Below are 21,133 nucleotides of genomic sequence, written 5' to 3'. Positions count from 1 at the left end.
GGGGCGGTGATTCGAAATGGGAAGAGTCGCAGGGTTACCTCCCCTCCAGGCGGAAGGGAGGTGGACCGTCAGGAAACGTGCTGCAAAAACTCCTGCAAACGCTGGCTGGGCGGGTTTTCAATCAGGGTTTGCGGATGGCCGTCTTCGGCAATCCGGCCTTTGTCGATGAAGATCAGACGTGAGGCGACTTTTTCGGCAAAACCGATTTCGTGCGTGACGATGACCATCGTCATCCCTTCTTCCGCCAGATCCTGCATTACTTTCAAGACTTCGTGACGCAGTTCTGGATCGAGCGCAGAGGTGGGCTCATCAAACAGCATCATCTTCGGTTTAACCGCCAGGGCGCGAGCGATGGCCACACGCTGCTGTTGGCCGCCGGAAAGTTCAGAAGGGTAGTGGTGGGCGCGCTCGGCCAGTCCCACTTTCGCCAGCAACTCTTTCGCTTGCTTTTCGGCTGCATCTTTCTTCGTTCCACGCACGCGCAGCGGGCCGAACATGACGTTTTCCAGTGCGGTCAGGTGAGGGAAGAGATAGAACTGCTGGAACACCATCCCGGCTTCCTGACGTATCAGGCGCTCGTCCACCTTCGGGTCGTTGACCTTCAGCCCATCGACGAACAGATCGCCGGAGGTGATTTCTTCGAGTTTATTAATGCAGCGTAGCAGCGTGGATTTACCGGAGCCTGATGGTCCGATAATCACCACCACTTCACCCTGCTTAATGTTTAGATCAATGTTATGCAGCACCTGGGTCGGACCAAAATGCTTTGAGACGTTTTTAAATTCAATCACAGGATTTTCATCCTTCTTTCCAGACTACGAAGCACAATGTTCAGGACTTGCGTGATGATGAGATAGATAACCCCCACCGCGGTCCAGATCTCCAGAGCACGGAAGTTACCGGCAATAATCTCCTGACCGCTGCGGGTCAGTTCCGCCGCGCCGATAACAATAAACAGCGACGTGTCTTTGATACTGATGATTAACTGGTTGCCGAGCGAAGGCAGCATACGGCGCAGCGCGAGCGGCATGATCACGTGGAGAATGGTCTCGCGACGGGAAAGACCCAATGCCAGACCGGCTTCGCTGAACCCTTTATGGATCGACAGAACTGAACCACGGGTGATTTCCGCAATATAGGCACCGGAGTTAATCATGATCGTGATAACAGCGGCGCTGAAGGTGTCGATGCGCAAGTCCGGGAAGGCCATCGGCAGGGCAAAATAGATGTACATTACCTGGACGACGATCGGCGTGCCGCGGATGACTTCAATGAAGACGAGAGAGACGTGATTGGCGATCCAGCCGCCATAGGTACGGGCTAAACCCGCCAGCAAGCCGATGATGATCCCGCCAGCCAGACCAAGGATGGAGATCCACAGGGTCATTTTGGCACCCTGAAGCAGGATCGGAATGGCGGGCCAAATGGCACTCCAGTCAAACTGCATATGTTGTTCCTGTTACCGTGGTGAAAAAAATCAAATGCCCGGTACGCTTAGCGCCCCCGGGCAACATCTGAAGGCAAAACGTCTTATTATTTGGGTTCAGTACCGAACCATTTTTTGTAGATTTCGTTATAAGTACCGTTATCACGCAGCGTTTTCAGCGCGCCGTTCACTTTCTCGCGCAGTTCGTCGCTACCTTTCGGGAATGCGATGCCATACTGCTGCGCTTCCAGTGATTCACCGACCGCTTTGAACTGGCCGTTACCCGCGGTTTTGATGAAGTACAGAATGTTCGGCGTATCGTGCAGAACGGCATCTGCGCGGTTAGTGCCCAGTTCCATGTACGCGTTATCGATATTCGGGAATTGACGCAGATCTTTCGTTTTAATGTTAGCTTTTGCGTAATCAACGGAGCCGGTGCCGCTCTTCACTGCGACGACTTTCCCGTCCAAATCTTTTACGCTTTTCACGTCGTTGTTGTTGGTTTTCACCATCACTAACAGGCCGCTTTTGTAGTAACCATCAGAGAAATCGATCGCTTTTTTGCGCTCGTCAGTAATGGTGATACCCGCCAGTGCCAGGTCAACGTTCCTGGTCTGCAGTGCCGGAATAATGCCGCTGAAATCCATTGGTTTCAGTTCGTAATCCAGCTTCAGTTCTTTCGCTACGGCGGCCCACAGGTCCACATCAAAGCCAACGTATTTGTCGCCCTGTTTAAATTCAAACGGCACGAACGCGGTGTCGGTGGCGACAACCAGTTTCTTATCCGCGGCATGAGAGGACACCGCAAAAGCCAGGGCAAGTGCTGCCAGTGAAACTTTTAATACAGACTTCATAGCATTTCCTTTTTTATCCACGGGGCGATCCCCTGCGAGAACGATAAGTGTAATGAAAAAATCGTGCCAGTTTTGCAACTCCTTGTTTTAACAAGAGGATGCCGCACTCTTTTGCACAGTTAACGGAGCAAAACTCGCTTTTTGCACCATAGTGGGGCACTGATTTAGTGCAGCCAGCAGGGGGTGCGAACGGTCTGCCTATTTAGCGCAAATATCGTTGATAAAACAATCTTTCGTTAACGATTGTGTGAGGTGATTATTACAAATATTTTACTTTATGGCGGGGGGATTACGATCTGGTGCACCATTAAAGTGCAAAACCCCCGCTGTCGCGAGGGTTATAGAGGAAATACTTATGATCGATTATTCGATGTTGGATTCGATAAACCACAGGAATTTGTCGAGATCGCGGGAAGCGGCAGTAAAGATATCCGCGGTATCTTCGTCTTTTGCTTCACTGATGGCTTTACGGACATCATTTGCTACTACAGCATAACGGTCTGCCAGTTCTTTCAGGTGATCCTGAACGGTATGAATGTCTAATGGATAGCTTTTCAGCGGCGTTTTGCTGTTGATAACTTGCGTGGTTCCCAGGGCTACGCCGCCCAGCTGCACGGCTCGCTCTGCCATGGTGTCAAGATGATCGGTCAATGCCGTACGGAAGCCATCCAGCATCTCATGAACGGCAATAAAGTTTGCACCGCGCATGTTCCAGTGAGCCTGCTTCGTAATCAGCGACAGGTCGATAAACTGGATCACCTGACGATTCAGCAACTCAACCGTTGCTTTCTTATCGCTGTCGGAGACATCGTTACGGGTATAAAGCAGATTGGACGCTTTTGTTTTTACCAATTTAGCGGTACTCATAATTTCATATCCTCTTGATGTTATGTCCCAGTAATTTACGAGATTCAGTATAGCACCGGTTATCGTTTCTGCTTTTCTGGCTCTGCCTATCGCTTTAATAGCGTTTAACAACATTTGTATTTAATTGCATTGCTATTCATATAGTTACGTGCATAAAGAATGGGGAGGTAAATATTCTCCCGGTGACATAAGAATGAGAATAAATAGGCGGGTGGGGCAGGTGAGCAGGGACGAAATATCAGGAAAATACAGGGAAAACAGTGGGTCGATATTCTGCATGGTTATGCAAACCATGCAGAAATGTAAAATTAATTTACATCAACCTCTTTTATTTTGCTTTCTCGCCGAATAGTCAGCGTTGAGCCCATTGAGGCGGCAATGATCGCGCCGAGGGCCAGCAGCTGGACTGGCGTCAGCGTCTCACCCAGAAACAGGATGCCCGCTACCGCAGCCAGTGCCGGCTCCATGCTCATCAACGTACCAAAGGTGCGAGTAGGCAGACGGGTTAAGGCAATCATTTCCAGCGAATAGGGGAGCGCTGTCGACAGCACCGCGACCGCCAGACCCAGTGGAATCACCGACCAGTGCCAGAGCGCTTCTCCGGCCTGCGCCACCCCGAGTGGAACGAAAACCAGAGCAGCAATCAGCGAGCCTACCGCAACGGTGGCCGGGCCGTGTTCCGCGCCAGCGCGTTGACCGCTAAGGATATAGATAGCCCAGCAAGCACCTGCACCCAACGCCATAGCGGCACCAAACAGGTCAACATGCGAAACGTCCTGACCCAGCGGCAGCAGGAACCAAAGCCCCAGAACGGCCAGCACCACCCAGATAAAATCAACGGGGCGTCGCGACGAGAACAGGGCGACCGCCAGCGGCCCGGTAAATTCCAGTGCGACCGCGATCCCCAGCGGGACCGTCTGAATCGACAAATAGAAGAGGTAGTTCATGCCTCCCAGCGACAGGCCGTAAAAAAGCAGCGGCAGTCGCTGCTCTTTGGCAAAACGAAGACGCCAGGGTTTGAAGAAGACAATCAGGATCAGCGTACCAAGCGCCAGACGAAGGGCGGTCACACCGGGTGCGCCAACCAGCGGGAACAGTGATTTTGCCAGCGATGCGCCACTCTGGATCGAGGACATAGCGATAAGCAGTACTAAAATGGGCAACCAAACTGGGGTTTTACGTGACGACCCTGGCATCCGTTCTCCTGACGATAACTGTAGATACACGACATCCAGCAACTTGTCTGATTTGTGTATAGAAAAGTAAAAGAGGCAGTGTAATGGAAATAACCTTCTGCGGTTGAGTCTTCGTTGAAAAAAAATTCCTGGGAAGCCGTAAAATGGCGGCAGATTGATGGATTAATGCGCTGCCAGATTAGGATTAATCTGGATGAATGTCCTTTATTATGCGCGTAATAATGGGGCGATAATCCAGAAAATTGATGTTAATTGAAAGAGATAGCGGCTCATGGAAATGTTCTGTTACACGAAATGGCCCGTTAGACATCACTAATCGCAAAGAGTTTCTCATCAATTTTTGATATATTTAAAACTTAGGATTTATTTGAAGCACATTTGAGGTGGTTATGAAAAAAATTGCATGTCTTTCAGCACTGGCCGCTGTTCTGGCTATCTCCGCAGGTTCTGCTGTTGCTGCGACTTCTACCGTTACCGGTGGTTATGCTCAGAGCGATGCTCAGGGCGTAGCGAACAAAATGAACGGTTTTAACCTGAAGTATCGCTATGAGCAGGACAATAACCCGCTGGGCGTGATCGGTTCCTTCACTTACACCGAAAAAGATCGTACTAACGGTGCAGGCGATTACAACAAATCTCAGTACTACGGCATCACTGCTGGTCCGGCTTACCGTCTGAACGACTGGGCAAGCATCTACGGTGTTGTGGGTGTAGGTTACGGTAAATTCCAGGACACCAACTACCCGACGCATAAAGATGATACCAGCGACTATGGTTTCTCTTATGGCGCAGGTCTGCAGTTCAACCCGATCGAAAACGTTGCGCTGGACTTCTCTTACGAGCAGAGCCGTATTCGTAGCGTTGACGTTGGCACCTGGATCGCAGGCGTCGGTTACCGCTTCTAATCACTTCGGTGATATAAAAAATCCGCCTCAAGGGGCGGATTTTTTTTGCTTTAATTACGACGGGTTAGCGCGACTGAGTGCTAAAAATGTCGGTTCCCAGATGGGTGTAATCTACCTTCTGCAATTTGAAGTTGGTGATATACACCGGCCCGGCCTTCTGTTCAGAGATAAAACGATACTTCATCTTAATCTCTTTCGCGCTGATCCCTGTCCACTGAGAGAAGAAACCGAGGAAATCGTTGGCGGAACGTCGCGCTTTGACGATCTTATGCGCTTTATCATCACTCGAGAGCACCATAAACGGAACCTGGAAGTTTTGCTGGAACTGGTCGTCATGCGCCAGATATTGAACTTCCTTCCCACGTTCTTTAAATGCGAGACCGTGATCGGAGAAGTACACCAGCGAGAAACTGCCGCCGCTGTTGCGAAGCTGATCGTACAGTTTTCGCAGCAGGTCATCGGTCTGGGTCATGGTATAGAGATAGCAGGAGGTCTCTTTCGACTGGACGAAGGTGTCGTACTTCCCTTTTGTGCGGTCGCAAGCCTGCGGATGCGAACCCATCAGGTGCAGTACAATCAGTTGCGGCTGGGTACGTTCGGTTTCCAGCACTTGCGCGGTCATTTTTAACAGCGCCTCATCCTGGGTGTTTTTGTCCGCTTCGAAGTCGCCGTTTTTCAGAAAATGCACTTCATCAGCCCGCTTCGCGATGCTGGCGATAGCGGTGTCATATTCGCCGATTTGTCCCTGATTCGAGAACCACCAGGTCTGGAAACCAGCGCGGTTCGCCAGCGTGACGAAGTTATCCTGATACTGCGGCTTATCGTCGACGACCCGGTTGAGGGTCAGCCCGAGCGATTTCTGCGTAGACCCGCTGGCTGCGACGTAATCGGCGAACAGATAACCGTTGACGCTGCTGGCAAATGGGGTGTTATCCCAGTGGCCGCCAAACGCCCCCAGTGCATCACGGCGAGCGCTTTCACCGATCACCACCACGTAGGTATGATACTTCGGTTTTACGGCGGTGACGGTCCAGGTGTCTTTCATGCTGGCGAACTTCGCCATGCGTTCCTGCTCGTCAATCACCTCATTGTTATTGACGATGACGTCTTTGGCGAAGCGAAACACCGGGTAGCCGGTATCCTTCAATTTAAACACACCGCCCCAGGCCAGGTTCTGCACGGGAGTAACAAAAAAAGCGATGACGCTGAACAGCAGGCACAGGCTGTCATATTTATTCCAGCGTTTTTTCTCTTCACTGGGCTTGCGACGTACGGCAATCACGCCAAGGGCAAAGATAAATACGCCCATCAGGTAATTGTACCAGGGAAAAATCGTCAGGATCTCCGTGGACTCTTCCATATTGGTCGAGTGCAGCGCCAGCAGCGTATTAAAGTTTGGCGACCCGTAGGCCTGACCGAAAGGAAAGTAAAAGGCAGCGACAAGCGAGCAAACGCCGATCAGAATCTTTTGCGCTTTTGGCGCGCTCCGCCAGAGCAAATGCAATATGCAGGTAAAAGCAACGGTATACAGCAGACTTAGCGGATAGCCCAGCGCGAGGTTGATCAGCAGGGACTGCAAAACATAAAAGCCCGTCCACGGACTAAGGGCCCGGCTGCGAGCAAGAAGCGAGTCTTTGAGGGTTAAATTCATATGCCACTATCGCAAAAACGCCATGTGCTTACCCTGGCGCCAAGGGTCATTACCTGCTGAGAGTGCGTGAAGAGGGGAAGAGGTCCGCATCTGCGAGCCGCAAGTTAGGCAGGGCTGCAAGAAGATAGAGCGTGTGAATGTGAAGGTCAACTGGCAGAAAGAAATTGTTTTGCGAAGAGGTTAGCAAATCCGACAAAAAGAAGGGCTATTTTGACACAAACAGGAGTGTAACGGCTGAATATGACAACCAGATGAAGCGGCGTACCGCGACGCCGCGTTATTTATCTGAGGGGTTATCCTGCTCAGGTTTGCTGTTGATCATATCGCACAGCATCGAGAGCAGCATTAACCGGACTTTAAAGGGAGAGTGACTAAACACGCGCATACACCTCTTGAACTCGTTCATATTGACCTCCTGACTTTCTGGTCCCTCTGTCCATGAGGGATGACTGCATTACATACAGATATAGCACAGGCTATATTATATAGCTATTGCTAAAACGTTAATTTTTTGTGCCCGGGCAACTCTGGTTTACAATGAGCGCTCTCCAATTAGATGCTGTTAACGCGTCACAGGAATGAGGAAGCAGAATGAGTCGTCGCGCAGGTATGCCAACAACAAAAAAAGTGACGCAGTTAGTGAACGTAGAGGAACACGTTGAAGGGTTCCGTCAGGTGCGAGAAGCGCATCGCCGCGAATTGATCGACGACTACGTTGAGTTGATTTCTGACCTGATTATTGAAGTCGGTGAGGCGCGTCAGGTGGACATGGCGGCCCGGCTCGGGGTGTCCCAGCCGACGGTGGCTAAGATGCTCAAACGTCTGGCCTCAGTGGGATTGATCGAGATGATACCCTGGCGCGGTGTTTTCTTAACCCCGGAAGGAGAGAAGCTGGCGCAGGAAAGCCGTGAACGCCATCAAATTGTGGAAAACTTTCTGCTGGTGCTGGGCGTGAGCGCAGAGATTGCCCGTCGCGATGCCGAAGGGATGGAGCACCATGTCAGCCAGGAGACGCTGGAAGCCTTTCGTCTTTTTACGCAACAGCACGGAAACTCTATTGAATGAGCCTGCCTTTTTTACGGGCGCTGAAACGCGACCGTTTTTTTCATTTGTTGATTGTGGTGGGCGTCGGATTGAGTATGTGGGTCCCCTTTACGCCAAAGACCTGGCCCGGCGCGATTGACTGGCACACCATTATTACCCTTAGTGGTCTGATGATGCTGACTAAAGGTGTCGAGCTGAGCGGTTACTTTGATGTGCTGGGCCGTAAAATGACCCGGCGTCTTGCGACGGAGCGCCGTCTGTCGATGTTTATGGTGCTGGCCGCTGCGCTGCTTTCGACGTTCCTGACGAACGATGTTGCGCTCTTTATCGTCGTCCCGCTGACAATCACTCTGAAGAAGTTGTGTGCAATACCGGTTAACCGGCTGATTATCTTTGAAGCGCTGGCAGTGAATGCCGGGTCATTGCTGACGCCGATCGGGAATCCGCAAAATATCCTGATGTGGGGTCGTTCTGGTCTCTCCTTTGTTGCATTTATCGGTCAGATGGCGCCGCTGGCCGTTGCAATGATGTTGACGCTGCTGGTGCTCTGCTGGTTTTGCTTCCCCAATAAACCGCTGCAATACCATACCGGGACCAGCCAGCCAGAGTGGCTACCCCGCCTGGTGTGGGGCTGTCTGGGACTGTACATCGTTTTTCTGACGGCGCTGGAGCTTAAGCTGGAGTTGATTGGCCTGGCGATTGTGGCCCTCGGTTTCCTGTTGCTGGCACGCCGCGTGCTGTTGAGTGTTGACTGGACGCTGCTGCTGGTGTTTATGGCCATGTTTATTGATGTCCATTTGCTAACCCAACTGCCGGCGTTGCAGGGGGTGCTAAGTCATGTCGGTACGTTGTCTGAACCCGGACTGTGGCTGACGGCAATTGGCCTGTCGCAAGCGATCAGTAACGTTCCCAGCACTATCTTACTGCTGAACTATGTCCCTCCTGGCGTGCTGTTGGCCTGGGCGGTTAACGTGGGTGGATTCGGCCTGTTGCCGGGGTCGCTGGCGAATCTGATTGCCCTGCGGATGGCGAACGACCGGCGCATCTGGTGGCGCTTCCATCTCTATTCGGTACCCATGTTGATATGGGCTGCGGTTGTAGGATTTGTTCTGCTTAAATTTTAGTCGCGATTCCCACTCCATTCTGACATAAGCAAATCCATTTCCTGATTGAATGGATTTGTTTGATCTATTTATTTACTTTACTGTAAAGTAAATAAATGGCGATTAAATAAGCTGAGCAGATAATGGACACAAGATTTTTGTCTTATGCGACCTCTGTTCAGCGGACCCTGATGGGGGAAGTGGCTCATGCTGGCGCGTTTTTTTGTTATCCGACCTGTTTTTTCCGCAGTGATGGCTATCTCAATCATGGCCGCAGGAACGCTTGCGCTATTTCTGTTACCCGTTGAGCAGTATCCCGATATTGCTCCTCCGGGCGTGAATATCACAGCGAACTACCCTGGGGCATCTGCACAGACCGTTGAGGACAGCATCACCCAGGTTCTGGAACAACAGATTAAAGGGATTGACGGGCTGCTCTATTTCTCATCAAGCAGCAGTTCCGCTGGCCAGGCCCGAATCAGTCTCAGCTTTAATCAGGGGGTAAACCCCGATATGGCACAGGTCCAGGTACAAAACGCGGTCAACCAGGCGATAACACGCCTGCCGCCGGAAGTGCAGCAGCAAGGAATTACCGTGACCAAATCGCAGGGGGATAGCCTGATGGTGGTCGCGCTTTATGATGAAACCCGGCAGCTAAGCAGTCTGGATATTAACGATTTTCTCATTAGCACATTGCAGGATCCCCTCAGTCGGGTTGATGGCGTTGGCGAAACCACCGTTTTTGGCGCGCAATATGCGATGCGCATCTGGTTGGATCCATACAAGCTCACCAGTTATGGGTTGATGCCATCTGATATTCGGGCTGCTATTGAAGCTCAGAACGCCCAGGTCACCGGGGGCGAGATAGGCTCACTGCCTGCAGTAGAGGGGCAATATCTCAATGCAACGGTGATGGCGCAGTCGCGACTTGAAACGGTCAAACAATTTGAAAACATTGTCGTTCGTATTAATGGTGATGGTTCTGTCATCTATTTACGTGATGTTGCCCGCATAGAGTTGGGGGCAGAAAATTATCAGAACCAGACGACTCTCAACGGCTATCCGGCCGCCGGGATTTCCATTCAGTTAGCTTCAGGGGCGAATGCCCTGGCGACAGCGGAAAAGGTTCGCGCTGAAGTTGAGCGCCTCAGTATACAGTTTCCGCAAGGGGTGATCAGCGCTTACCCGCGTGACAGTACGCCGTTCGTGACCGTTTCCATTGAAGGCGTGGTATGGACGTTAATTGAAGCGATCATTCTTGTGATCGTGGTGATGTATCTGTTTTTGCAAAACTGGCGCGCCACATTTATTCCTGCGATCACTGTACCTGTCGTCCTGCTCGGTACGTTCGGCATTTTAAGTGTCCTGGGCTACAACATTAATACGCTGACTCTTTTTGCCATGGTGCTGGCGATTGGTCTGTTAGTCGATGACGCTATCGTGGTTGTCGAAAATGTTGAGCGAGTGATGGCCGAAGAAGATATGACGCCCAAGGAAGCGACATTGTATTCAATGAGGGAAATCACAAGTGCGCTGATGGGTATCGCGCTGGTGTTAGCTGCCGTTTTCATTCCAATGGCTTTTTTTGGCGGTTCCGTGGGTATTATTTACCGTCAGTTCACCATAACAATCGCGGCGGCAATGATGCTCTCCGCGCTGGTGGCATTAACATTGACGCCGACCCTTTGTGCTCATTTGCTGAAAAAAGAGCAGCCGAAGAAAGGGGCCTTTTTTATCTGTTTTAACCAAGGGGTGGAAAAGAGCCAGCAGAATTATTTAGCCACGCTGCGACGGATAGTTTCGCGCCCCCTACGTTCATGCATTATTGCGACGTTACTGGTGCTGTTTATGGTGTGGGAATATCAACGATTGCCGACAGGTTTTCTTCCTGATGAGGATCAGGGGGCGGTGATGATTCAGTTTGCGCTCCCTACCGGATCGCCACTGTCCATGACCCAACGCGTGGGTGATTCCATTACCGATTATTTTCTGACGCAAGAGAAAGATAATCTCAGCGTTATCTTTATGGTCACGGGGCGCAATAATGCGGGTAGCGGCCAAAATGTCGGAATGGCTTTTGCGGAATTAAAGCACTGGGACAGGCGAAGCGGGGAACAGAATAGTGCCAGAGCGATCATTTCCCGTGCGAACCAATACTTCAAAACGGTACCTCTGGCATCAATTAACGCGATGTCTCCACCGACGGTCCGCGGGCTTGGACAGTCCAGCGGATTTGAAATGTGGCTTCAGGATCAATCGGCCAGCGGCTATGAGGCGCTGTTGCAGGCGCAGCAGGCGCTTTTACGCAAGGCCAGTGCCAGTGAACATCTCACGGCGGTCAGAATTAACAGCCTGGAAGAAAAGGCACTGCTACAGGTTGAAATTGACCCACTGAAAGCCGGTGCGCAAGGCGTTGTTCACGCTGATATCAATGAAACGCTTTCCGCTGCTCTGGGGGGCGTTTATATCAATGATTTTATCGATCGTGGACGTGTTAAAAGGGTGTATATGCAGGGGGACGCCGAGTGGCGGGCAAACCCTGAGAATCTTGCCGCCTGGTTTGTGAAAGGCGCGAGTGGCAATATGGCCTCTATCGCGAGTTTCGCGTCATTCAGATGGACAACGGGTCCACAGATGCTGCAACGTTTTAACGGTTTGCCTGCGGTTCAATTTCAGGGGAATGCCGCAGCGGGCACCAGCTCCGGTCATGCGATGGACGTGATGGCAGAGAAGGTAGAGGAAATGCCTGGTCTGGGTTTGCAGTGGAGTGGTTTGTCGTATCAAGAAAAAGCGTCGTCCGCGCAGACGCTCTGGATGTACATGGCGTCACTCATCTTTATTTTTCTCTGTCTTGCCGCTTTGTATGAAAGCTGGTCAATTCCACTGGCTGTCATGTTGATAATACCACTGGGAATTCTGGGGGCGGTGACTGCCTCAATGCTCGTCGGATTCAATAACGATATTTATTTCCAGGTTGGCGTATTGACCACCATGGGATTGTCGGCAAAAAACGCGATTTTGATTGTCGAGTTTGCGCAGTCGCGTATCGCCGAAGGTCTTGATATAACACAAGCCGGATATGAGGGCGCAAGGCTACGCTTGCGTCCCATTATCATGACCTCACTGGCATTTGTGGCAGGCGTTATCCCTCTGGTACTCTCTACCGGGGCGGGCGCTGCCAGCCGAATAGAGATCGGTACCGCCGTCATTGGGGGAATGCTTTCAGGTACGGTATTAACGCTGCTTTTTGTGCCGCTGTTTTTCATCCTTATTCGACAAGGGTTACGGTATCTGAAGAAGTAAGATTTCATCAATAAATCATTAAGGACAGTGTTAATGGCAAATCAACGTGGGCGTCCGATGAAAGCGCGCCCTCGCATTTTACAGGCTGCTTGCGATCTTTTTCTTGAGCAGGGACTTGATGTGTCGTTAGACACCATCGTCGCCACTGCCGGGATCTCCAGGCCTACACTGTATAGCCATTTCCCAGGGGGGAAAGACGCTCTGCTTGTTGAAGCGTTTTCCTTTCTCAATGACAGGATGCAGCCGCCGCTCCAGCAGATGATGACGGATAACGCGGACTGTCTGCCAGCATTACTACTTGGTTTCGCGAAAGTGGTACAAGAACACTTCTATGCCCCTGAGCATATCCATTTCCAGCGTTTGTTAATTCAGGTTCTGGTACAGAAACCAGAGCTTTACGCCACGCTTAAGCAGCGTCCAACAGGGCGCGTATTACAGGCGCTGGCGGAGATACTGAAGCAATATCAGGCGCTGGGGAGAATACAGCTTGATAATCCGACACTTCAGGCGACCGCCTTTCTCGGTGCGGTAATGGGATACCCATTACCTGCCGCATTGATTGATCAGCAACCGATGGATAGCCGTGTGCTGGAGCCACTTGCGCACTCGGCGGTTCAAACCTTTCTTACCGCCTGGCGCTACCATTAAAAAAGGACTCAGTGGATGAGCCCTTTTTCATTAACTTGATGAATACAAAACAATCAGTTCAGACGAACCGGCATCCCGGAACGGTTCTGAATCGCTTGTTCCACCACATTCTGGTCAACATCGGCCTGGTTCGTGATGTTCTGAATGCTCTTCGACAACGTGATCGGTACGATTTCGCCGCCTTCAAACTGCGCTTCGGTGGTCGACAGCGGGTTGTGAACCTCGATGTAACGGCTGCCATCTGGCTCAGTCGTTGCTTTTACCGGCTCATCGATAAACTGTACGCGCGTTCCGACAGGCACATTCTGGAACAGGAATTTGATGTCTTCGTTACGCAGACGCACGCAGCCGTGGCTCACACGCAGGCCGATACCGAAGTTCGCGTTGGTACCGTGAATGGCGTACAGACGGCCAATATACAGGGCATACAGACCCATCGGGTTATCCGGACCGGCAGGCACGACAGCGGGCAGCGGTTCACCTGCGGCACGATATTCAGCGTGCATTTTCGCGGTTGGTGTCCAGGTTGGGCCGGCTTTCTTACGTTCAACTTTGGTAGTCCAGTTGATTGGCGTGTCTTTACCTAACTGGCCGATACCGATTGGCAGGACAATCACGGTATTCGTGCCTTTCGGGTAGTAGTACAGACGCATTTCCGCGCTGTTGATCACGATGCCTTCATGCACGGTGTCCGGCAGAATCAACTGCTGCGGAATGTTCAGCACGGTGCCGCCTTTCGGCAGGAAGGTATCCACACCCGGGTTGGCTTCCAGCATGTTGGAAAGCCCCATCTGATATTCAGCAGCAAAATACTCCAGCGGCTGCGTGTTACCTTCCGGGATGGTGATGACCTGATTCTGACCAATGACGCGACTACCATCCGTTGGCAGAGGATAGGTGACAGCGGATGCGGTACTGCAAAAGCCGACTACCGCGAGTGCTGCCGCGAAAAACGTTGTTAATTTCATATTCATGTTATGCGAGATTCATTGCCTGGCAGGCTGTTGGGTTGAGAATTCTGTAGTGTTGGGAGCGCATTATATGTGCATTCCCGTTAACAGGGAATTCAGATGTGTACGAAATCACATTTTTTTCCTGTTCCCCCAGTGTAGCCGTTTGCGACAGGGCGCGATCTTATTTAAGACTTGTGGCATAATATGAGGTTTGTCACATATTCTTTAGGATGCGTCCGTGTTAGTTTCCAGCAACGTCACCATGCAGTTCGGCAGTAAGCCGCTATTCGAAAACATTTCCGTCAAATTTGGCGGCGGCAACCGTTACGGCCTGATTGGCGCTAACGGTAGCGGTAAATCCACCTTTATGAAAATTCTCGGCGGCGACCTCGAGCCGACGCTGGGTAACGTTTCTCTCGATCCCAACGAGCGTATTGGTAAGCTGCGTCAGGATCAGTTCGCTTTTGAAGAGTTCACGGTGCTCGACACGGTCATCATGGGCCACGGTGAATTGTGGGAAGTGAAGCAGGAGCGCGATCGCATCTACGCGTTGCCGGAGATGAGCGAAGAAGATGGCTACAAAGTGGCCGATCTGGAAGTGAAATACGGTGAGATGGATGGTTACTCTGCTGAAGCGCGCGCCGGTGAACTGCTGCTCGGCGTTGGTATCCCGGTGGAGCAACACTATGGCCCAATGAGCGAAGTCGCTCCTGGCTGGAAGTTGCGTGTGCTGCTGGCGCAGGCGCTGTTTTCCAATCCGGATATTTTGCTGCTCGACGAACCGACCAACAACCTGGACATCGATACCATCCGTTGGCTGGAGCAGGTGCTGAACGAACGTGACAGCACCATGATTATCATTTCGCACGACCGTCACTTCCTGAACATGGTGTGCACGCACATGGCGGATCTCGACTACGGCGAACTGCGTATATATCCGGGCAACTACGACGAATATATGACCGCCGCGACGCAGGCGCGCGAACGTCTGCTGGCGGATAATGCCAAGAAAAAAGCGCAGATTGCCGATCTTCAGTCCTTCGTCAGTCGTTTTAGCGCTAACGCGTCTAAATCTCGTCAGGCGACGTCTCGCGCCCGTCAGATTGATAAAATCAAACTCGACGAAGTGAAGGCGTCAAGCCGTCAGAACCCGTTCATCCGCTTTGAACAGGACAAGAAACTGTTCCGTAACGCGCTGGAAGTGGAAGCGCTCAGCAAAGGTTTTGATAATGGCCCGTTGTTCAAAGGGGTCAATCTGCTGCTGGAAGTGGGTGAGAAACTGGCGGTACTGGGAACCAACGGCGTGGGTAAATCGACGCTGCTGAAAACGCTGGTGGGCGATCTGGACGCCGACAGCGGCACCGTGAAATGGTCTGAAAACGCGCGCATTGGTTACTACGCGCAGGATCACGAATATGAGTTTGAAAATGATCTGACGGTTTTCGACTGGATGAGCCAGTGGAAACAGGAAGGCGATGATGAACAGGCTGTGCGCAGCATCCTCGGTCGTCTGCTGTTCAGCCAGGACGACATTAAAAAGCCAGCGAAGGTGCTGTCGGGGGGGGAAAAGGGTCGTATGCTGTTCGGTAAGTTGATGATGCAGAAGCCCAATATTCTGGTGATGGACGAACCGACCAACCACCTTGATATGGAATCCATTGAATCGCTGAACATGGCGCTGGAGATGTATCAGGGAACCCTGATTTTCGTTTCTCACGACCGTGAATTTGTGAGTTCACTGGCGACCCGCGTACTGGAAATTACCCCAGAGCGCGTGGTGGACTTCAGCGGTAACTACGAAGATTATCTGCGCAGCAAAGGCATCGACGGCTAATTTCTCGTCGTCTTGCACGTGACAGGTGTGTTGGCTACACCTGTCACGTTTTTGGTTACTCCATCCCCAGCGCGCGCTTGCCGTGGATATTCAAATCCGCCAGCGTAAAGCGTCCTTCCCAGTTTGTTTCGTAATCTTCGCGCGGGAAATCGCCCGGCGATGCGCCTTTCTCAAGTGCGGCTTTGACTTTGCGCGCATAGGCCAGATTCTTCTCGCACAAAGGAGCGGCAGGAATGTACATCACATTTCCCCAGCCCTGCTGATTGTTGACCGGCGCCACGGAGTGAATCACATCGCAATGCCACCAGACGGAATCGCCAGCTTCCAGTTGCGGGATGCTGGTGAGCGCCTCAATCAACAGTGGATGCCACTGTTCAGAGATCGGTAGTACCCGCCCCGGCGCCACGCCACACAGTTCCTCTTCCGGCACATCATCCAGCAGAGGACGTAACAGTACATACGCCATGGCTTCCGGGATGGGAACGACATGCAGTAACCCCTGACCCGGCAGCATATCCGACAGCGCCGTCCAGCCCTGGAAAGTGCGGAACACCGAACATTTGGTGGTGTTATCCACGGTATACTCTTCTACCTCAGTGCGATGAGCGGCATGCCACGGATCGTATTTCGCCAGGTTACCGTTAAAGACACTGGCGAATACGCGCTGATATGCCGGCAGTAACCAGCGCTCGAGCGCGCCGGAATCGGTGTGCGCCCCCAGTCCTTTTGACGTGCTGCCCGGTGGGCGGCGACGGATCCTGTCCGGATAGATCACGCTCACATCCGGGTTAAACCACTGCTTCCCCTCGCTTTCGAAGGTCCACAGGCGATTGAGGAACGATTGCACCTTCGCCATCTCCTCACTTTGCCGCGCCTGCATTTGTGCCTGTGACCAGTAGATCGGATAGATCTCCGGACGGGAGGCGCTGAGGGTGCCAAAAAAGTTGTCGCCTGGGCCTTTATACACCTCGTCAAAACGGTTGCGGTCCAGATAGTCGAGCATCGACTGATCCCAGGCCAGCGCCTGTTCACGTGGGAAGTGACCTTTGATAACCGCACAGCCGCGGCGTTTAATCTGTTCACGTTGTTGCGCCGTGATCGTGCCGGCGTTGATATCAGCATATGACAGCTCAGGCCAGACCGACGCGCCCTGTGCTTTAAGCGTATTGATTTCTGCCACGCGAGCGGCAATGGTATCGCTGATCTGGCCGAAGATCTGCTGGAGGTCGCCAGACTGCGCCCGCAGTTCTTGCTTCATCTGACGGATAGCCGCTTTGTGATCGACCGGTAATGTGTCGCTTGTGAAGGTAAAAGCCATAACCACCTCGCATAACTTTCATTCGAAACTAGTTTAACTTACAGTTGATAATATAAGTTATAAAAAAGTTAAAGCAAGTTTAAATGTTTGCTGAATGACATTGTCAGCCTGTGGCAAGGACGACACGTTGAAATGCTCGATAGATGAGATTGTGGCGCACGACGGCGCCATTACGGGCAGGGCAACGGCTTACTCAGTGGGCGTTGCTGAGTTCACTAACTTTCGATGTAACTTTTTCCAGACCTCGATATAAGATTCGGTCATGTTACTGAGCGTTAATTCCGGATGATTCACACTCTGGCGAAACACCTGATTATCCTGATCGCGTCGGAGTTGTTCAGCATGCGAAAGATAGTGGACGATGCGCTGTTGCAGCGCGGCGACGGTGGGTTCGCAGGCGTAATCAGAAGGCATATACGCATCCATGCCCAGTCCTGGTGTGGCGATCAGCGCGCAGTTTGAAAGCAAGCCTTCCAGCCCGACAATACCGAAACTCTCCTGAATGCTGGGGAAAACCACAATGTCGGTTTCGGCAAAAGCCCGTTTTTTTTCCTCGCCCTGAACAAACGTCAGGCCTTTAAAGCCTTCCTTCTCCATGTAATCAGGGATTTTCTCTGGCCCATAAACCCGTGCTTCAACCCGGTTACGCCAGGCTTGCGGAAGGGTAGTGATCGACTCACGAAAAATTTGAAAGTTTTTCACAATATCGGTGAATCGACCGAAGAAGCTGATGACCACTTTACCTTGCGGATGCCGGATCTTTTTTTCCGGATAATCAGCAAAATCGACACCGATAGGGAAGATATCAGGAGTCACAATATCGGCAGAGACATGCTGAATAATCGAGCGGTGCGCCCAGTCACTGTGAAGCACCACGGCACCACTTTGACGCACCGCGATACGCTGTTCCCAGTAATGCTGCATGCCTTTCTGTGTCCGGGTCAGATAGTGCTGCATGCCGATATAGCTGGAATGAAGCGTGAATTGCACTCGGTGTAACTCAAAGTAAAACGGCAACAGCGGCGAGTTTTCGTGAACCGAGATAATATCTGGCCTGAACTCATTGAGTATGGGCTGAATTTTTTGCGCGGTACTCCACGCCACATTCAGACTCAGCGATTCCAGGGTGGAGTCAAAGGGTAATGAAGGTTCTACGGCGATCTCATAATCAGCCAGTTTTGACGCCCGGGTTTTCTGATTATTCAGGTATAACACTTTGAAAGGGTAGCGACGGCGCGTTAATTCCTGCCAAAAATGTTGATTGAAAAAACCCAGGCCACTGAACAGAACATCAGGAGCTTCCGTAGTGACAATTAAAACGCGTGGTTGCATGACCATTCCTGTTATCAAATGCGTTTGGTATAAATCGGCAGGGAGGCAGACGGATAATATGCTCCGTCTGCCCGGGCCTGCTACTGGCTAGAAACGGTATTTGATCCCTATCATTGCCTGAGTATCACTGTAACCACGACTCCCGATTTGCTGTGTCACGTTACCCCACATATCCAGCTGGCGGGAGAGCTGTCCCTCAACCCCGATTTTGGCTTCGCCAATATTGCGGGTGCCGGCAATCTCATTCCCCTGGTCATTGATACTTGCCCCAAAATCACGGGTGTTATGGATCCAGTTTGCTTCAATGAACGGTTGGAATTCGCGATTTTTGCCCTTGTCGATCGTGCTGTGTCCTTGCAGATAGGCGCGAACACCCAGTCGGCTTTGCAGATTGCCGTCGCCATCAAAAGAGACGCGCGAGCCGCCGCTGCTTTGGCGTTCGGTATGGTCACTGGATCTGACGCCCATCCAGATAAGCTGGGCTTTAGGCTGGATGTAATATCCCACCGCACCTGTTTCTCTGCTGCCTAATTCAAAAGTATATCCGGTTTCTAAAGAGGCGGTGACGCCGCGTGACTTATACCTCTCGGTCGCCAGTTGATCGCCTTTCACTTCGTTATCAAACCAGTTATAGAGTACCCAGGTATCGACATAGCTACCGGTTTTCCTCTCATCATTGGCATACCAGGTTCCGTACAAACCTGCACTATAGCCTTTGACTGTGCCTTTAGATTGATAGCGTGAATATTTGGATTCGGTATTGTTACTCTGCCGGGCGTAGCCCGCCATGATCCCCAGGTGCCAGCGATCGCGTTGATCGGAACTCCACTGCGCGATGTCACCGCCAATTTGCGCAACATAGCGATTCCCCTGGCTTTTCAGTTGACCAGAACTGTCCTGAGAGCGGTGATGCCCACCGACCTGACGAAGCCACAGGCTGGTTGTCTGTTCACCGGTTAATGCATCGGTATACTGCGCCTCACCGAGACGGTCGTGAAGACGGGTCTGGAAGAGGGTATTGGCGGCCATGTGGTTGACCATATAGCTACCGATTTCCGGACGTTGCACGGGCTCAGGAGCCTGGGGATCCGGCGTGACCGAAGGCAGTTCGGAGCGCAGGTACCAGTCGCCGTCCTGAACACTGAGACTATTTTTGTGTAAATAATACTCATAGGCGCCGCCGACAATACGCCCGCTCTGCGTGAACACCCCCGATGAATCGCCATTGACCTCAATGACTTTTATGCCTTCGCGAGTTTGCGCCCCGGTGCCACCGAGATTATTGATGGACAGTACACTTTGGCCCGACGTTGAGCCGTTAATAATGAGCCGGTCGGTCAGTGAGTTGTCGTCACCCAGAACCGTATCAAGCGCAATAACGCCGCCGTCTCCGACATAATCTCCGTTAAGGGTAAAGCGATCGCCAGCGACATTATTGGTTAACTGCAGGCTACCCTGATTTCGCAATGTTGTCAGGTTATCAAATAGCGCATGATTGGCTGTCCCATCCGGGCGCGCGGTGAGGGAAATTACGCCACGGTTAACAAGTTCCGTTGTGCCTCCGCCAAAATCACTGGTCGCCACCGCAGCCACGGTATCCCGGATACCGTCGCGATCTGAATCAGACCACTGCCGCACGTTCCAGACACCCGTAGCGTCGTTAATCACCGTATCCTGACCGCTGGAGAGGCGCATGACGCCGGTCATTGTTCCTGCGTTAAGGATGCGTGTTTCTGCTCCGTTATAATGAGTACTGTCTACCGGCGAATTGGAAATGGTGGGATCGCGCAAGTAAAAACCGTCAAACCCTGCCACGTCGATCGCCACATCCGATAAGGCACCCAACGTGGCACCCTGATCGATTTGCACAGTGGACTGCGTTCCCCCTGTGGTTTTGATACCCGCGCCTTCGCTCCCCCCCTCGACAACGCTGTCGGCCTTCAGATGAACATCAAATACGCCCTGCGGATCGACAATGATGTAACCGCCGCTGGAATAGGTATATTCAGGCGGGGTGCTTTCCAGGCGAATAGCATCGCCGACCTGGGCACGAATCACGCCTGAGCTGGTAATCCGTGATTCCAGCGCCTGCGAGTAGATAGCCGCGGTGTCTTTACTCGCACTGTTGTTCACAATCTGGCTGCCGGACTGCTGAAGAACTGAGCCGAGAGCCAATACCCCGCCTGATGTCCCGGACAGATAAACCCCAGCGTGCTGCGTATCCCGGATATTGGTTTTATCAAAAATGATGCCACCAGAAGGGCCGGTAATCGGTGCTTGCGGATCCGCCGCATCGCTATCGGTAATCTTACCGGTATAGATGTTTCCTGATGTGCTGACTTCTATTTCCTCAAGAGCAAAAGTAGTGCCTTGAGCCAGTATCCCATTCTGATCGGCCGTGATCGTCTTACCCGCGTCCAGAGAGATAACCACCTTATCAGACTGCATCCCGTTCTGAGCGTCGAATGAGTAGGCAGGGTAAGGGGTAGGGCTGTCGATATCGGCATGAATATCAATATTCAGTTGGTTACCGTTTTGTACGCAACTCACTCCCGCTTGCGGTGCCAGATTATTACAGTCATCGGCGTAAGCGGAGTGGGCTGCTAATAAAATGGCGCTAGCGAGAAAAGTCTTATTAAAGTTTCCCGAAAGAAACGTGAAATTCCTGACCCGGTGTAATTGGCGCGTGTAATCCATGT

At 51.9% G+C, this 21,133-nt stretch carries 18 protein-coding genes; 7 read left to right on the top strand and 11 right to left on the bottom strand.

Translation table 11 applies throughout. The features are described from left to right. Positions 1–68: 68 nt before the first annotated feature. From glnQ to rhtA, 5 genes are all read right to left on the bottom strand, one after another. Positions 69–791, bottom strand: coding sequence for a glutamine ABC transporter ATP-binding protein GlnQ (gene glnQ / locus I6L53_RS14580; protein WP_042320431.1), 723 nt, complete (start codon positions 789–791; stop codon positions 69–71). After that, complete coding sequence (glnP, locus tag I6L53_RS14575) at positions 788–1,447, bottom strand: glutamine ABC transporter permease GlnP (RefSeq protein ID WP_042320429.1); 660 nt, start codon at positions 1,445–1,447, stop codon at positions 788–790. The genes glnQ and glnP overlap by 4 nt, the downstream gene beginning before the upstream one ends. A gap of 86 nt (positions 1,448–1,533) precedes the next feature. Further along, entirely contained in the window at positions 1,534–2,280 is a 747-nt protein-coding gene (glnH, locus tag I6L53_RS14570) for a glutamine ABC transporter substrate-binding protein GlnH (RefSeq protein WP_042320428.1), read from the bottom strand. 363 nt (positions 2,281–2,643) lie between these two features. Continuing rightward, positions 2,644–3,147: a DNA starvation/stationary phase protection protein Dps gene (dps, locus tag I6L53_RS14565; RefSeq protein WP_042320427.1), complete on the bottom strand. Its 504-nt coding sequence runs from the start codon at positions 3,145–3,147 to the stop codon at positions 2,644–2,646. A 308-nt stretch (positions 3,148–3,455) separates the two neighbouring features. Further along, the gene (rhtA, locus tag I6L53_RS14560) at positions 3,456–4,343 is read right to left on the bottom strand and encodes a threonine/homoserine exporter RhtA (protein ID WP_042320426.1); all 888 of its coding nucleotides are present in this window, start codon (positions 4,341–4,343) and stop codon (positions 3,456–3,458) included. Positions 4,344–4,614: 271 nt separating this feature from the next. Here rhtA and I6L53_RS14555 point away from each other — a divergent pair, with 271 nt between their 5' ends. Together I6L53_RS14555 and ompX are read left to right on the top strand one after the other, a co-directional pair. Further along, entirely contained in the window at positions 4,615–4,659 is a 45-nt protein-coding gene (locus I6L53_RS14555) for a hypothetical protein (RefSeq protein WP_125368550.1), read from the top strand. A gap of 73 nt (positions 4,660–4,732) precedes the next feature. Further along, positions 4,733–5,248, top strand: coding sequence for an outer membrane protein OmpX (gene ompX / locus I6L53_RS14550; protein WP_042320425.1), 516 nt, complete (start codon positions 4,733–4,735; stop codon positions 5,246–5,248). A 64-nt stretch (positions 5,249–5,312) separates the two neighbouring features. On the opposite strand, the gene I6L53_RS14545 is transcribed toward ompX, so the two are convergent. Continuing rightward, on the bottom strand, positions 5,313–6,899 hold the full coding sequence (locus I6L53_RS14545; protein ID WP_042320424.1) for a phosphoethanolamine transferase: 1,587 nt from the start codon (positions 6,897–6,899) through the stop codon (positions 5,313–5,315). Between the two features lie 277 nt (positions 6,900–7,176). Beyond that, entirely contained in the window at positions 7,177–7,305 is a 129-nt protein-coding gene (gene mntS, locus I6L53_RS14540; RefSeq protein WP_042320423.1) for a manganase accumulation protein MntS, read from the bottom strand. 185 nt (positions 7,306–7,490) lie between these two features. Here mntS and mntR point away from each other — a divergent pair, with 185 nt between their 5' ends. The 4 genes from mntR (at position 7,491) to I6L53_RS14520 (ending at position 12,997) form a co-directional block, all read left to right on the top strand. Then, positions 7,491–7,964 carry a manganese-binding transcriptional regulator MntR gene (gene mntR / locus I6L53_RS14535; RefSeq protein WP_042320421.1) on the top strand — a complete coding sequence of 158 codons (474 nt, stop codon included), beginning with the start codon at positions 7,491–7,493 and terminating at the stop codon, positions 7,962–7,964. Continuing rightward, positions 7,961–9,067, top strand: a complete 1,107-nt coding sequence (locus I6L53_RS14530) for an anion transporter (protein ID WP_042320420.1) — start codon at positions 7,961–7,963, stop codon at positions 9,065–9,067. Before mntR ends, I6L53_RS14530 begins: the two co-directional genes overlap by 4 nt. A gap of 186 nt (positions 9,068–9,253) precedes the next feature. Continuing rightward, entirely contained in the window at positions 9,254–12,349 is a 3,096-nt protein-coding gene (locus tag I6L53_RS14525) for a multidrug efflux RND transporter permease subunit (protein ID WP_042320418.1), read from the top strand. A gap of 33 nt (positions 12,350–12,382) precedes the next feature. Continuing rightward, positions 12,383–12,997: a TetR/AcrR family transcriptional regulator gene (locus I6L53_RS14520; RefSeq protein WP_042320415.1), complete on the top strand. Its 615-nt coding sequence runs from the start codon at positions 12,383–12,385 to the stop codon at positions 12,995–12,997. A gap of 53 nt (positions 12,998–13,050) precedes the next feature. On the opposite strand, the gene ldtB is transcribed toward I6L53_RS14520, so the two are convergent. Further along, positions 13,051–13,971 (bottom strand): L,D-transpeptidase, encoded by a 921-nt coding sequence (gene ldtB / locus I6L53_RS14515; protein ID WP_042320414.1) that lies wholly within the window; start codon positions 13,969–13,971, stop codon positions 13,051–13,053. A gap of 217 nt (positions 13,972–14,188) precedes the next feature. On the opposite strand from ldtB, the gene I6L53_RS14510 reads away from it, so the two are divergent. Continuing rightward, on the top strand, positions 14,189–15,784 hold the full coding sequence (locus I6L53_RS14510) for an ABC-F family ATPase (protein WP_042320412.1): 1,596 nt from the start codon (positions 14,189–14,191) through the stop codon (positions 15,782–15,784). A gap of 55 nt (positions 15,785–15,839) precedes the next feature. Here I6L53_RS14510 and I6L53_RS14505 read toward each other — a convergent pair whose 3' ends face one another. The 3 genes from I6L53_RS14505 to I6L53_RS14495 all read right to left on the bottom strand — a co-directional run bounded on the left by I6L53_RS14505 (position 15,840) and on the right by I6L53_RS14495 (position 20,984). Beyond that, entirely contained in the window at positions 15,840–17,102 is a 1,263-nt protein-coding gene (locus tag I6L53_RS14505; protein WP_042320411.1) for a DUF1479 domain-containing protein, read from the bottom strand. 189 nt (positions 17,103–17,291) lie between these two features. Then, positions 17,292–18,434 (bottom strand): glycosyltransferase family 4 protein, encoded by a 1,143-nt coding sequence (locus I6L53_RS14500; RefSeq protein WP_042320408.1) that lies wholly within the window; start codon positions 18,432–18,434, stop codon positions 17,292–17,294. A gap of 87 nt (positions 18,435–18,521) precedes the next feature. Continuing rightward, complete coding sequence (locus tag I6L53_RS14495) at positions 18,522–20,984, bottom strand: autotransporter outer membrane beta-barrel domain-containing protein (RefSeq protein WP_232231082.1); 2,463 nt, start codon at positions 20,982–20,984, stop codon at positions 18,522–18,524. Positions 20,985–21,133 lie beyond the last annotated feature (149 nt).

It is taken from the genome of Citrobacter farmeri (genome assembly GCF_019048065.1).
GTDB classification, from domain to species: domain Bacteria; phylum Pseudomonadota; class Gammaproteobacteria; order Enterobacterales; family Enterobacteriaceae; genus Citrobacter_A; species Citrobacter_A farmeri.
The sequence above is the reverse complement of the archived record's forward strand: the minus strand, read 5'-3'. Positions and strand labels throughout refer to the sequence as shown.